The sequence below is a fragment of the Cupriavidus necator genome, assembly GCF_040578825.1.
Taxonomy (GTDB): domain Bacteria; phylum Pseudomonadota; class Gammaproteobacteria; order Burkholderiales; family Burkholderiaceae; genus Cupriavidus; species Cupriavidus necator_E.
This window is the reverse complement of record NZ_JBEFLI010000002.1, coordinates 165,752-179,433: the sequence shown is the minus strand read 5'-3', so window position 1 is coordinate 179,433 and position 13,682 is coordinate 165,752. Positions and strand designations below refer to the sequence as shown.

Genomic DNA, 13,682 nt, shown 5'->3' with positions numbered 1-13,682 from the left:
ATACTGAACGGACCCCGCCATGTATCAGTACGACCAATATGACCAGCGCATCGTTGCCGAGCGCGTCGCCCAGTTCCGTGACCAGGTGCGCCGCCGCCTGTCCGGCGAGCTGACCGAGGAAGAGTTCCTGCCGCTGCGGCTGCAGAACGGCCTGTACATGCAGCGCCATGCCTACATGCTGCGCGTGGCGATCCCGTACGGCCTGCTGTCGTCGAAGCAGATGCGCAAGCTGGGCCATATCGCGCGCGAGTACGACCGCGGCTATGGCCACTTCTCCACGCGCCAGAACATCCAGTACAACTGGATGGAGCTGGAGCGCGTGCCCGACGTGCTGGCCGAGCTGGCCAGCGTCGAGATGCACGCCATCCAGACCTCGGGCAACTGCGTGCGCAACATCACCACCGACCACTTCGCCGGCGTCGCGCCGGACGAGTCGGTGGACCCGCGCGTGCTGGCCGAGCTGCTGCGCCAGTGGAGCACGTTCCAGCCGGAATTCGCGTTCCTGCCGCGCAAGCTCAAGATCGCCATCTCGGCTTCCGCCGACGACCGCGCCGTGGTGCAGATGCACGATATCGGCATCTACGCCTACAAGAACGCCGACGGCGAAGTGCGCCTGCGCGTGCTGGCCGGCGGTGGCCTGGGCCGCACCCCGATCCTGGGCTCGGTGATCAAGGAAGACCTGCCGTGGCAGCACATGCTGACCTACGTCGAGTCGGCGATCCGCGTGTACAACCGCTATGGCCGCCGCGACAACAAGTACAAGGCCCGCATCAAGATCCTGGTGAAGGCGATCGGCGTGGAGAAGTTCGCGCAGGAAGTCGAGGAAGAATGGCAGCACAGCAAGGACGGCCCGGCCACGCTGACGCAGGAAGAATTCGACCGCGTGGCGCAGTACTTCGCGCCGCCGGCCTATGAAAAGCTGGCCGATACCGACGCCTCGTACGAGAAGCACCTGCTGGAAGACAAGGCCTTCGCGCGCTGGGTCAGCCGCAGCGTGCACGGCCACAAGGTGCCCGGCTACGCCGCGGTGACGCTGTCGACCAAGCCGGGCGTGGCCTCGCCCCCGGGCGACGCGACCGACGCGCAGATCGAAACCGTGGCCGACCTGGCCGACCGTTTCGGCTTCGGCGAGCTGCGCGTGGCGCACGAGCAGAACCTGGTGCTGCCGGACGTGAAGAAGCAGGACCTGTACGAGCTGTGGCAACTGGCCAAGAAGGCCGGCCTGGCCACGCCGAACATCGGCCTGCTGACCGACATCATCGCCTGCCCGGGCGGCGACTTCTGCTCGCTGGCCAACGCCAAGTCGATCCCCATCGCGCAGGCGATCCAGGAGCGCTTCGACGACCTGGACTACGTCTATGACCTGGGCGAGATCTCGCTGAACATCTCGGGCTGCATCAACGCCTGCGGCCACCACCACGTCGGCAACATCGGCGTGCTGGGCGTCGACAAGGACGGTTCGGAGTGGTACCAGGTCACGCTGGGCGGCGCCCAGGGCAACAAGACCGCGCTGGGCAAGGTGATTGGTCCGTCGTTCAGCGCCGAGGAAATGCCCGAGGTGGTGACCCGCATCATCGACACCTTCGTTGCCAACCGCATCGAGGACGAACGCTTTATCGAAACCCTGTCCCGCATCGGCATCGCCCCGTTCAAGGAGCGCGTTTATGCCGACAAGCAGCCGCGCGAGCGCGCTGAAGCCTGAGGACCGGAGACTGAACATGGCAAAGATTATTCAACTGCAACGCGACGGCGCCAATGTCGTCCCGGTCATCGTCGAAGATAACTGGACCGTGCTGCGCGGCACCGCCGAACAACCGCTGACCGACGACCAGATCGCTGCCGCCGCGCAGAGCCAGGACGCCGTGCTGTTCCCGCTGTCGGTGTGGCTGGCCAACGAAGCGCTGCTGGCCGGCCGCGACGTGGCCCGCACCGGCGTGTGGCTGGCTCCGGAAGACGAGCCGGGCGACGTGGCCCAGTACTTCGACCGCGTCTCGCTGGTGGCGGTGGACTTCCCGGTGTTCCGCGACGGCCGCGGCTTCTCGACCGCGTACCTGCTGCGCACCCGCTACAACTGGAACGGCCAGCTGCGCGCCATCGGCGACGTGCTGCGCGACCAGCTCAACTTCATGAAGCGCTGCGGCTTCGACGCCTTCGCGGTGCGCGCCGACAAGAACATCGATGACGCCATCAAGGGCTTCACCGAATTCACCGTGACCTACCAGGCTTCGGTCGACGAGCCGCTGCCGCTGTTCCGCCGCGCGCGCACCGAAGGCGCTCCCGTGCAGTCGAAGGCAACGGCATGAGCACGGTGCTGAGCGATATCGCGGTGGTGGCAGACACCGGCGCCGGCGCGGTGTCGGGACTGCGTCCGCCCGCGCTGTGGGTGGCGCCCGAATACACCGGCAGCATCGAGGCGCTGGCGCTGAAGGAACGCGAGCTGGCCGAGCGCCTGGCCGGCATCGCCTCGCGCTTCTTTCGCGCGCGTTTTGCCTCGAGCCTGGCGGCCGAGGACATGGTGCTGACCGATGCCATCCTGCGCGGTACCCCCGCCGTGCGCGCTGGCATCCGTGTCTTCACGCTGCAGACCGGGCGCCTGCACGCCGAGACGCTGGCAGTGCTGGACAAGGTGCAGTCGCACTACGGCTACAGCATCGAGCAGTACACGCCGGACGCCGACGCGGTCGACAACTACCTGAAGAAGCACGGCCTGAACGCCTTCTACGACAGCGTCGACCTGCGCAAGGAATGCTGCGGCATCCGCAAGGTCGAGCCGCTCAACCGCGCGCTGTCGCACGCCGACGCCTGGCTGACCGGCCAGCGCCGCGAGCAGGCCGTGACGCGCGCCGAGCTGCCGTTCGAGGAACTGGACGAAGCCCGCGGCATCCCCAAGTTCAACCCGCTGGCGGACTGGAGCGAGCCGGAGGTGTGGGCCTACCTGAAACGCCACAACGTGCCGGTCAACGACCTGCACGCCAAGGGCTATCCCAGCATCGGCTGCGAGCCGTGTACGCGTGCCGTGCGCGCGGGCGAGGATGTCCGCGCGGGACGTTGGTGGTGGGAGAGCAAGGACTCGAAAGAGTGCGGGCTCCACGAACAGAACATCAAGCATTGAGGCCGGTACAGAAATGGGCATCATGAACGACATCGCAGAAGCCACCAGCAGCGTGGCGCACCTGTTGCAGGTGCAGAACGACCATCTCGACCGGCTCGAAGCCGAGTCGATCTACATCATCCGCGAGGTAGTGGCCGAGTGCCGCAACCCGGCGCTGCTGTTCTCCGGCGGCAAGGACTCGATCGTGATGCTGCACCTGGCGCTGAAGGCTTTCCGCCTGGGCGACCGCAAGATCGAGCTGCCGTTCCCGCTGGTGCATATCGACACCGGCCACAACTATCCGGAAGTGATCGAATTCCGCGACCAGCGCGTGGCGGAACTGGGCGCGCGCCTGGTGGTGGGCCATGTGGAAGACTCGATCAAGCGCGGCACCGTGCGCCTGCGCAAGGAAACCGATTCGCGCAACGCGGCGCAGGCCGTGACGCTGCTGGAAACCATCGAGGCGCACCAGTTCGACGCGCTGATGGGCGGCGCCCGCCGCGACGAAGAGAAGGCCCGCGCCAAGGAGCGCATCTTCTCGTTCCGCGACGAGTTCGGCCAGTGGGATCCGAAGGCCCAGCGCCCCGAGCTGTGGAGCCTGTACAACGCCCGCATGGCGCAGGGCGAGCAGATGCGCGTGTTCCCGATCTCCAACTGGACCGAGCTGGACGTGTGGCAGTACATCGCCCGCGAGAAGCTGGCGCTGCCGCCGATCTACTATTCGCACCAGCGCGAGGTCGTGCGCAAGAACGGCCTGCTGGTGCCGGTCACGCCGATCACGCCCAAGCAGGACGGCGACGTCAGCGAAGTGCTGTCGGTGCGCTTCCGTACCGTGGGCGATATCAGCTGCACCTGCCCGGTGGCCAGCACCGCCGATTCGCCGGAAGCGATCATCGCCGAGACCGCGGTGACCGAGATCACCGAGCGCGGCGCGACCCGCATGGACGACCAGACCAGCGAAGCCTCGATGGAACGTCGGAAGAAAGAAGGCTACTTCTGATCCGGACGCAGCAAAGGAATTCAACATGACTCACGAATCTAACCATCAAGGCCTGCTGCGCTTCATCACCGCCGGCTCCGTCGACGACGGCAAGAGCACGCTGATCGGCCGCCTGCTGTACGACAGCAAGGCCGTGCTGTCCGACCAACTGACCGCGCTGGCCAACGCCAAGAACAAGCGCACCGCCGGCGAGCAGATCGACTTCTCGCTGCTGACCGACGGCCTGGAAGCCGAGCGCGAGCAGGGCATCACCATCGACGTGGCCTACCGCTACTTCTCGACCGCGCGCCGCAAGTTCATCATCGCGGATACGCCGGGCCACGAGCAGTACACCCGCAACATGGTCACCGGCGCGTCGACGGCGCACGCGGCCATCGTGCTGGTCGATGCCACGCGCGTCACCGTTACCAACGGCCGTGCCGAGCTGCTGGCGCAGACCAAGCGCCATTCGGCGATCCTGAAGCTGCTGGAGATCCAGCACGTGATCGTCGCCGTCAACAAGATGGACCTGGTCGACTACAGCGAGCAGCGCTTCAACGAGATCCGCACCGCCTACACCGAACTGGCCGCGCAACTGGGCCTGAAGGACGTGCGCTACGTGCCGGTCTCCGCGCTGCGCGGCGACAACATCGTGCATGAAAGCGATGCCATGCCGTGGTACCAGGGCGAGCCGCTGCTGCCGCTGCTGGAAGAACTGCCGGTGGAAGAAGCCGCGCCCGAGGATGACGCCGCGCTGCGCTTCCCGGTGCAGCTGGTGATCCGCCAGGACGGTTCGCAGTCGGACGACTTCCGCGGCTATGCCGGCCGCATCGAAGCCGGCACCGTGCGCGTGGGCCAGAAGCTGCGCGTGCTGCCCGCCAACCGCGACGCGGTAGTGGCTGAGGTGCTGACGCCCAACGGCGCTGCCGAATCGGCCAACGTCGGCGACACCGTTACCGTGCGCCTGGCCGAGGACGTCGATGTATCACGCGGTGATATGTTCGTCGCCGCCGATGCCGCCACCGCGCCGGCCAAGAAGCTGCAGGCCGACCTGTGCTGGTTCGACGACGAGTCGCTGAACCCGGCGCGCAAGTACGTGCTCAAGCACACCACGGCCAGCGTGTTCGCGCGCGTGTCGGCGGTGGACCGCGTGCTGGACGTGCATACGCTGTCGCAAGAGACCGGCCGCCACGACATCCGCCTGAACGATATCGGTTCGGTGCAGATCTCGCTGCAGAAGCCGATCATGTGCGATGCCTACGGCGACAACCCGGCAACGGGGGCTTTCGTGCTGATCGACGAAGCGACCAACCACACGGTGGCCGCAGGCATGATCCGTGCGTTCTCCTGATCGGTAACGAACAGGATGGGGCAAGAGATGGACAAGCAGGCGCAGAAGACTTACGGCAAGGTGTACCTGATCGGGGCAGGCCCCGGTGCGGCAGACCTCATTACGGTGCGTGGTGCACGGCTTTTGGGCGAAGCCCAGGTGGTGCTGCACGATGCACTGGTGTCGCCGGAGATGCTGGCCTGGTGTCCGCAGGCGGAACTGGTCGAAGTCGGCAAGCGCTGCGGCCAGCGCTCCACCGCACAGTTGTTCATCAACCGGCAGATCGTCGACCTGGCCAGCAAGTACGAGCGCGTGGTGCGCCTCAAGGGCGGCGACCCGATGCTGTTTGGCCGCGCCGACGAGGAACTGCAGGCGCTGGAAGCCGCCGGCATCGAGTATGAAGTGGTGCCGGGCATCACCGCCGCGCTGGCGGCTGCCTCGGCGATCGGCAAGCCGCTGACCAAGCGCGGCGTGTCGCGCAGCGTGGCGTTTGCCACGCAGGCCAAGGCCGCTGACGGTGAAGGCTCGGCCGATATCGAGGCCGCGGTCAAGGCCGATACGCTGGTCTACTACATGGGCCGCGACCAAGCCGCCTCGATCGCCGCGCAACTGATCGCGCACGGCAAGCCCGCGTCGACGCCGGCATGGGTGGTCGAAGCCGCCACCACGCCGCGGCAGCGCAGCCGTGAATTCACCCTCGGCCAGATGGCGGCGGGCGAGGCTGCCGCCTGGATCGATCCGGTGCAGCCGAGCCTGCTGATGATCGGCGCGGCACTGGCCGCACGCGCGACGGAAACGCCGCGCGACGAGGCTGGGGAGACCACCACGGTCCGCACGCCGCGCGCTGCCTGATTCGGCTCCGGCGCCAGAAACAAAAAGGCCCTGTGACGGCATCTCGCCGTGACAGGGCCTTTGTCATTGGAGCGTGGCCGGACGGGGCTGGATCAAGCCGGGCCGGCAGCGGCACCTTGCAGCGAGGCGATGCAATAGGCCGCGATCGCGTCCAGCACCGCATCGGCTTCCCCCACCGCCGTGGCGCAGTGGATGCGCAGTCCGCGATGGGTTTGCCGGCATTGGTCGAGCAGCGCCGGCAGGTCGCGCCGCAGGTGGCCGCCCTGGCCGAAGAACACCGGCACCACGGTGACCTCGGCCACGCCGCGCGTGGCGAGGTCTGCCAGCGTTGCCGGCAGGTCGGGCGACATCAGCTCCAGGAAGGCCAGCCGCACGTCGCAGCGGGGCAGGGCGCTTGCCAGCTTCTGCTGCAACCGGTCGAACGGCTCGCGCCACCGCGCATCGCGCGCGCCGTGCGCGAACAGTACCAGGGCCTGGGCGGTCGTTGTCATGGCAACACGCCCGTCAGTGACGATCGACCCAGCGCAGCGCCGTCAGCGCCACCATCAGGTAGAGCGTTCCGGGCAACAGCGCCGAGATGATCGGCGGCCATGTATGCAACAGGCCGACGTGCGAGAACAGCGTGTTCGACAAGTGGAACGACAGGCCCAGCATAATGCCGCCGAACACCTTGACACCGACCGCGCCGGCACGCGCGTGCAGGTAGGCGAAGGGCAGCGCCAGCGCCACCATCACGAACAGCGTCAGCGGGTAGATGACCTTCTTCCAGAACGCGATCTCATAGCGCTGCGTGTCCTGCTTGTTGTCGCGCAGGTGGCGGATATAGCGGAACAGGTCCAGCGTCGACATCCGCTCCGGCGTCACCAGCAGCACGGACAGGATCTGCGGCGTCAGTTCGGAATGCATGGTCACGCGCGGAAACTTCACCTGCTCGGCGCGGAAGTCCGGCGCCAGCGCGTCGCGCGCGGGGCCCGTGGCGGCTGGCGCGGGCCTGGCCAGCTCGGTGAAGCGCGTTTCGCTGACACCCTGCAGCTCCCACGACTGGCCGCCCTGGTAGCGTCCTTCCTGCGCCACGCGGATCACGCGCAGCCGGTACTGGGGATCGAACTCATAGATCGTGACGCCGGTGATGGTCTGGTCCGGACGCAGCCCCGCCACATTGACGAAGCGGGTGATCTCGCCGCCATCGGTGGCATCCTTGTCGCGGTCCTTGACCCAGACGCCCGAGCGGAAGCCCGACGACACCGTCGCGCCGATCGCTTCCAGCTTGACCTTCTGCGCGTACTGCTCGGCGCGCGGGCCGATGAACTCGCCGAAGATAAAGGTCACCAGCGCCAGCGGCACCGCCAGCTTGAACAGCGAGAACAGCGCCTGGCGCGTGTTCAGGCCGGCGACGCGGAAGATCGTGTACTCGGACTGGCTGGCCAGCTGCGAGAACACGTAGATCGCGCTGATCAGCACCGCGATCGGCAGCACCTCGTACACCCGCGTGGGCGCCTGCAGCAGCACGTGGAACAGCGCGATCAGCGAGGTGTACTGGCTGTTGACGTTCTCCAGCTCGTTGAGCATGTCGAAGAACACGAACAGCGACAGCACCGCGAACAGGATGAAGGCGAACACGCTATAGACCAGCCGGCCAAAGTAGCGTTCGTAGACGCGCAGGATCCTCATGCCTCGCCTCCCGCGCTCACGCCGTTGCGCCGCTTCAGGCCGAACACGGCGCGCCACCCGCCCAGGCTGCGGTTCTGGCGGTAGCGGAACAGCAGCAGTGCCCCCAGGAGCACCACCAGGTGGATCGGCCACCACGCCAGCCAGAACGGGATCGAGCCATTACGGACCCACGACTGCGTCAGGTTGACCAGGTTGCTGTAGGTCAGGTAGATCAGCACCGCGAACACCAGCGGCGTGTAGCGGCCCAGGCGCGGGTTAACGTAGGCCAGCGGGATGGCGATCATCACGAAGTTGAAGGCGAGGATCGGCAGCGAGATGCGCCAGATCAGCTCTCCCAGGTTCTCGCGCGTGGGGTTGCGTATCAGCTCGATGGTGTCGCGGCTCTTGGGCGGCAGCTTGGCTTCGGACTCGGGCGGCTTGTTGTCCACCTTGACCGCGTAGCGCTCGAACTCGACGATGCGGTAGTCGATCTGGCCGGGCGTGCCGGAATAGCGGCGGCCGTTCTCCATCACCACCAGCCGGTCGCCATTGGGCATGGTCTCGAACTTGCCCTGATGGGCCAGCGCCACGCCGATCTTGCTGGCCTCGGAATTGGCGACGAAGACATTGCGCGCATGCTTCATGTCGGCGTCGATGCCCTCGATGAACAGCACGTAGTTGGCCTTGGCGGGCTCGATAAAGCGCCCGGCGGCGATCATCGAGATCACGCCGCGCTGCTCGAAGCGGTCGCGGAACAGCGCGCTCTGCTGGTTGGCCCACGGCCAGGCGAACATGCCCAGCAGCAGCGCCAGCACGATGAAGGGCGCCGCAAATTGCAGCACCGGCTTGACCAGGTCGCGCAGCGAGATGCCGGCCGAGAACCACACCACCATCTCCGAATCCTTGTACCAGCGCGTGAGCACGATCAGGGTGGAGATGAAGAGCGTGGCCGACAGCAGGATCGACAGATAGCCGATGGTGGCCAGGCCGATCAGCATCAGCACGTCGTTGGGGCTGGCCTTGCCGCTGGCGGCCATTCCCAGGATGCGGATCACGAGCGACGTGAGCATGAAGGTCAGCATCACCAGGAACACCGCCCCGGCGGTGTAGGCGAGCTCTCGTCGCAGGGCTTGTTGAAGGATCATGCGGGTTCGGTTCCGGGCTGCCGGCCGGCGCGGGCGATGTGCCGTGCAAGATGTGCCTGGAAGAACAGCTGACAAGACAGCGGGCTGTCAGCGGGGCGGATCAGCGGCGGCAGGTCGCGGGTGAAAATCGCGGATAATGGAGGCTTTCGTGTCTAACGAGCCCCTGGAAGGAAGCGCGATGGAATTTAGCACAAAAGCCCTGGATTGGAGCAAAGCCGGCCAAAATGGTTTCCTGGCGACGAAAACCGACTGCCTCGTGGTCGGCCTGTTCGAAGGCCAGAACCTTGCCGGCGTAGCCAAGGCGCTGGATGTGGCGACGAAGGGTTTGGTGCAGCGGTTGATCAAGCAGGGCGACTTCGAAGGCAAGCGCGGCACGCACCTGATGCTGCACGAGGTCTCTGGCGTGGGCGCAGCCCGTGTGCTGCTTGTGGGACTCGGCAAGGAAGCCGAGTTCAGCGACAAGGCGTTTGCCGATGCGGTGCGCACCGCCGTGCGTGCCTTGTCGTCGACGCGTGCCGCCTCGGCGCTGTGGTGCCTGACGCAGCAGGCGCCGCAGCCGCGTGACGCCGCCTGGGCGGTGATCACCACCATCATGCTGGTACGCGAGGCGGGCTACCGCCTGCTGGAGCGCCACCCCGGCCTGAAGCGCGCCAATGCCCATGCCCATGCGGCCAGCAATGCCGCCGGTGGTGCCAACGGCAAGCCCAACGGCACCGAGAAGTCCTCGCTGCGCAAGGTTGTGATCGCCGTCGACAGCAACGATGCCCGTGCCGCCACGCAGGCCGCGGTGCGCGGCACCGCCATCGCCAACGGCATGGAGCTGACGCGCGACCTGGGCAACCTGCCGTCCAATATCTGCACCCCGACCTACCTGGCCAACACCGCGCGCAGCATCGCCAAACGCCACAAGCTCAAGGTGGAAGTGCTGGGCCGCAAGCAGATCGAGGCGCTGAACATGGGCGCCTTCCTGGCCGTGACCAAGGGCAGCGAAGAGCCGCCGCAGTTCATCGTGGTGCGCTATGACGGCGCCGCTGCCAAGCAGGCGCCTGTGGTGCTGGTGGGCAAGGGCATCACCTTCGATACCGGCGGCATCTCGCTGAAGCCGGGCGAGGGCATGGACGAGATGAAGTACGACATGTGCGGCGCCGCGTCGGTGCTGGGCACCATCCAGGCCGTGGCCGAGATGGGGCTGAAGCTCAACGTGATTGCCGTGGTGCCGACCTGCGAAAACATGCCCAGCGGCATCGCCACCAAGCCGGGCGATGTCGTCACCAGCATGTCCGGACAGACCATCGAGATCCTGAACACCGATGCCGAAGGCCGCCTGATCCTGTGCGACGCGCTGACCTATGTCGAGCGCTTCAAGCCCGCGGCGGTGATCGATGTCGCCACGCTGACCGGCGCCTGCATCATCGCGCTCGGCCATGTCAACAGCGGCCTCTACTCGCGCTCCGACACGCTTGCCGACGACCTGCTGCAGGCTGGCCGCCGCGCCATGGACACCGCCTGGCGCATGCCGCTGGACGACGAGTACCAGGACCAGCTCAAGTCCAACTTCGCCGACATGGGCAATATCGGCGGCCGCCCGGCGGGCAGCGTCACCGCGGCCTGCTTCCTGTCGCGCTTTACCGAGAAGTACGACTGGGCGCACCTGGACATCGCCGGCACCGCGTGGAAGAGCGGCTCGGCCAAGGGCGCCACCGGCCGTCCGGTGCCGATGCTGACGCAGTTCCTGATGGACCGCGCGGCCTGATCGCGGCGGGCAAACGAGCATTGAACAGTCCATGACGCGCATCGACTTCCACAGCAACGTGCCGGATGTGCTCGGCTATGTCTGCCGGCTGGTCCGCAAGGCCCACGGCGCCGGGCAGAAGGTGGTGATCCACGGTGCGCCGGCGCAGCTCGCGGACCTGGACGCGCGCCTGTGGACGTTCTCGGCGCTGGACTTCCTGCCGCATTGCGGGCTCGAGAGCCCCAATGCGGCGGTCACGCCGATCCTGCTGGCGGCCACCACCGAAGGCGTGCCGCACCACCAGTTGCTGATCAACCTGGCGGATGAGCCCCCGGCGCAGTTTGCCAGCTTCGAACGCCTGATCGAGGTGGTGGGCGCCGGCGATGCCGCGCGCGAGGCCGGCCGCCAGCGCTACCGCTTCTACCGCGAACGCGGCTATCCGCTGACGCACCACGATATCGGCCAGCCCAAGGGAGATGCCGCATGAGCGAACGCACCACTTCGCGGGTGATCCCGCGGCCAGGGCCCAATGACAGCATTCCGCTGCTGACAGAGGTTGTGGAGCTGCCGGATGCCGACGCCGCGGCCCCAGCTCACGCAGGCGCCGCCGTTGACGATGGCGTGATCGATACGTTTGGCATGGGCGATTCCGGGCTTGTGATGCAGGTCGGCGATACCGGCGATGCCGCGCTGGACGAAGCGCTGGTGCCGGAACAACAGCCAGACGAGCCGGGCGAGGACGACCTGCGCGCGGTGCGCACGGAGTTGCTGAGCCGCGTGATGATGCGCTTCCGCACCGAATGGCCGCAGGTGGTGGCAGCCCACACCGAAGCCACGCTGCAGTCGCGGCTGGCGCCGCTGACGGCGCAGCTTGCCAGCGAGCTGACGCAGTCGCTGGAGGCACGGTTGGTGGAATGGCTGGATGCGACGCTGGAGGAGATTGAGAGGACGCCGGGGAAGGATTGAGGCTTGCTGATGAAATTCTCTCACCACCGGTTTGCTCCCCTCTCCCGCTTGCGGGAGAGGGGAGCGTTTGCCAGGGGTGTCGGTACTGCATGCGCACTCAGCAAATAAAAAAGCCTGCGAGAGATCGCAGGCTTTTTCACATCAAGCGAACCAGACTCAGTCCGTCACCGCACCCTTGCTCGCCGTCGACGCCAGCTTCGAGAACTTGGCCAGCACGCCACGCGTATAACGCGGCGCCGGCTGCTTCCACTCGGCGCGGCGCTTGGCCAGCTCTTCGTCGGAAACATTCAACTGCAGCAGCAGCTTGTGCGCATCGATGGTGATCGAATCGCCTTCCTGCACCAGCGCGATCGTGCCGCCCACATACGCTTCCGGCGCCACGTGGCCGACCACCATGCCCCAGGTACCGCCCGAGAAGCGCCCGTCGGTGATAAAGCCGACCGACTCGCCCAGTCCCTTGCCGATGATGGCCGAGGTCGGGGCCAGCATTTCCGGCATGCCGGGGCCGCCCTTGGGGCCGAGGTAGCGCAGCACCAGGATGTCGCCGGCGTTGATCTTGTCGGCCAGGATCGCTTCCATCGCGCTCTGCTCGTCTTCGAACACGCGTGCCGGACCGGTGATGACCGGGTTCTTCAGGCCGGTGATCTTGGCGACCGCGCCCTCTTCGGCCAGGTTGCCCTTCAGGATGGCCAGGTGCCCTTCGGCGTAGAGCGCCTTCTCGATCGGCAGGATCACGTCCTGGTCGGCACGCGGGGTGTCGGGCACGTTTTCCAGCTCTTCAGCCAGCGTGCGGCCGGTGATGGTCAGGCAGTCGCCGTGCAGCATGCCGGCCTTGAGCAGGATCTTCATGACCTGCGGGATGCCGCCGGCCTTGTGCAGGTCGGTCGCCACGTACTGGCCCGACGGCTTCAGGTTGCAGATCACCGGCACCTTGCGGCGGATGCGCTCGAAGTCATCAATGGTCCATTCCACTTCGGCGGCATGGGCGATGGCCAGGTAGTGCAGCACGGCGTTGGTCGAGCCGCCGGTGGCCATGATCAGCGCCACGGCGTTCTCGATCGACTTGCGCGTGATGATGTCGCGCGGCTTGATGTCCTTCTTGATCGCCTCGACCAGCACGCGTGCCGATTCGGCGGCGCTGTCGACCTTTTCCTGGTCCGGGTTGGCCATGGTCGACGAGTACAGCAGCGACATGCCCAGCGCCTCGAACGACGAGCTCATGGTGTTGGCGGTGTACATGCCGCCGCACGAGCCGGTCGACGGGCAGGCGTTCTTTTCCACGCCCTCGAAGTCCTCCTGGCTCATGCGCCCGGCGGTGAATTCGCCCACGGCCTCGAACGACGACACGATGGTCAGGTCCTTGCCCTTCCAGTTGCCCGGCTTGATGGTGCCGCCGTAGACGTAGATGCCCGGCACGTTGGTGCGCGCCAGTGCGATCATGCCGCCCGGCATGTTCTTGTCGCAGCCGCCGATCACGACCACGCCGTCCATCCACTGGCCCTGCGCGGCGGTCTCGATGCAGTCGGCAATGACTTCACGCGAGATCAGCGAGTACTTCATGCCTTCGGTGCCCATCGACATGCCGTCCGAGATGGTCGGGGTGCCGAACACCTGCGGGTTGGCGTCGGACGCCTTGATCGCGTCGATGGCCGCATCGGCCAGGCGCTGCAGGCCCGCGTTGCAAGGGGTGATGGTCGAGTGGCCGTTGGCGATGCCCACCATCGGCTTGTCGAAGTCTTCCTTCTTGTAGCCGAGTGCGTAGTACATCGAACGGTTGGGGGAACGCGCCACGCCTTGCGTGATGTGCTGCGAGCGTTTGTTGAATGCCATGGTGGGAATCTCCGGGGATCTTCAGTGCCGCCATGCAGGGAAAGCGCACGCACGGCGGCGATGTTGTGGGCGAAAGGATGCCGCTTGCGTTTTGGTGTGTCAAATAT

General features: G+C 66.5%; 13 protein-coding genes. 9 read left to right on the top strand and 4 right to left on the bottom strand.

The genetic code is table 11. The features are described from left to right. Positions 1-19: 19 nt before the first annotated feature. Genes AB1I47_RS02170 through cobA form a run of 6 tightly spaced genes read left to right on the top strand, consistent with a single transcriptional unit; the run spans position 20 to position 6,252 of the window. The gene (locus AB1I47_RS02170; protein WP_354682139.1) at positions 20-1,702 is read left to right on the top strand and encodes a nitrite/sulfite reductase; all 1,683 of its coding nucleotides are present in this window, start codon (positions 20-22) and stop codon (positions 1,700-1,702) included. A gap of 16 nt (positions 1,703-1,718) precedes the next feature. After that, on the top strand, positions 1,719-2,303 hold the full coding sequence (locus AB1I47_RS02165; protein ID WP_354682138.1) for a DUF934 domain-containing protein: 585 nt from the start codon (positions 1,719-1,721) through the stop codon (positions 2,301-2,303). Next, entirely contained in the window at positions 2,300-3,112 is an 813-nt protein-coding gene (locus AB1I47_RS02160) for a phosphoadenylyl-sulfate reductase (protein ID WP_354682137.1), read from the top strand. Before AB1I47_RS02165 ends, AB1I47_RS02160 begins: the two co-directional genes overlap by 4 nt. A gap of 13 nt (positions 3,113-3,125) precedes the next feature. Further along, positions 3,126-4,091: a sulfate adenylyltransferase subunit CysD gene (gene cysD / locus AB1I47_RS02155; RefSeq protein ID WP_354682136.1), complete on the top strand. Its 966-nt coding sequence runs from the start codon at positions 3,126-3,128 to the stop codon at positions 4,089-4,091. Positions 4,092-4,116: 25 nt separating this feature from the next. After that, positions 4,117-5,421, top strand: coding sequence for a sulfate adenylyltransferase subunit 1 (locus AB1I47_RS02150; protein WP_354682135.1), 1,305 nt, complete (start codon positions 4,117-4,119; stop codon positions 5,419-5,421). 27 nt (positions 5,422-5,448) lie between these two features. Next, on the top strand, positions 5,449-6,252 hold the full coding sequence (cobA, locus tag AB1I47_RS02145) for a uroporphyrinogen-III C-methyltransferase (protein WP_354682206.1): 804 nt from the start codon (positions 5,449-5,451) through the stop codon (positions 6,250-6,252). A 92-nt stretch (positions 6,253-6,344) separates the two neighbouring features. Here cobA and AB1I47_RS02140 read toward each other — a convergent pair whose 3' ends face one another. Genes AB1I47_RS02140 through lptF form a run of 3 tightly spaced genes read right to left on the bottom strand, consistent with a single transcriptional unit; the run spans position 6,345 to position 9,047 of the window. Next, a complete protein-coding gene (locus AB1I47_RS02140) occupies positions 6,345-6,743 on the bottom strand; it encodes a sirohydrochlorin chelatase (protein ID WP_354682134.1) in 399 nt (132 codons plus the stop codon). 13 nt (positions 6,744-6,756) lie between these two features. Further along, positions 6,757-7,923, bottom strand: coding sequence for an LPS export ABC transporter permease LptG (gene lptG / locus AB1I47_RS02135; RefSeq protein WP_354682133.1), 1,167 nt, complete (start codon positions 7,921-7,923; stop codon positions 6,757-6,759). Beyond that, positions 7,920-9,047: an LPS export ABC transporter permease LptF gene (gene lptF / locus AB1I47_RS02130; RefSeq protein ID WP_354682132.1), complete on the bottom strand. Its 1,128-nt coding sequence runs from the start codon at positions 9,045-9,047 to the stop codon at positions 7,920-7,922. Before lptF ends, lptG begins: the two co-directional genes overlap by 4 nt. Before the next feature lie 178 nt (positions 9,048-9,225). Here lptF and AB1I47_RS02125 point away from each other — a divergent pair, with 178 nt between their 5' ends. From AB1I47_RS02125 to AB1I47_RS02115, 3 genes are read left to right on the top strand one after another with little or no spacing between them, the layout of a single operon-like run. Continuing rightward, positions 9,226-10,800: a leucyl aminopeptidase gene (locus AB1I47_RS02125; RefSeq protein WP_354682131.1), complete on the top strand. Its 1,575-nt coding sequence runs from the start codon at positions 9,226-9,228 to the stop codon at positions 10,798-10,800. Positions 10,801-10,831: 31 nt separating this feature from the next. Further along, complete coding sequence (locus AB1I47_RS02120; RefSeq protein ID WP_354682130.1) at positions 10,832-11,266, top strand: DNA polymerase III subunit chi; 435 nt, start codon at positions 10,832-10,834, stop codon at positions 11,264-11,266. Then, the gene (locus AB1I47_RS02115) at positions 11,263-11,745 is read left to right on the top strand and encodes a hypothetical protein (RefSeq protein ID WP_354682129.1); all 483 of its coding nucleotides are present in this window, start codon (positions 11,263-11,265) and stop codon (positions 11,743-11,745) included. The genes AB1I47_RS02120 and AB1I47_RS02115 overlap by 4 nt, the downstream gene beginning before the upstream one ends. Positions 11,746-11,901: 156 nt before the next feature. Here AB1I47_RS02115 and ilvD read toward each other — a convergent pair whose 3' ends face one another. Further along, positions 11,902-13,575 carry a dihydroxy-acid dehydratase gene (ilvD, locus tag AB1I47_RS02110; protein ID WP_354682128.1) on the bottom strand — a complete coding sequence of 558 codons (1,674 nt, stop codon included), beginning with the start codon at positions 13,573-13,575 and terminating at the stop codon, positions 11,902-11,904. Positions 13,576-13,682 lie beyond the last annotated feature (107 nt).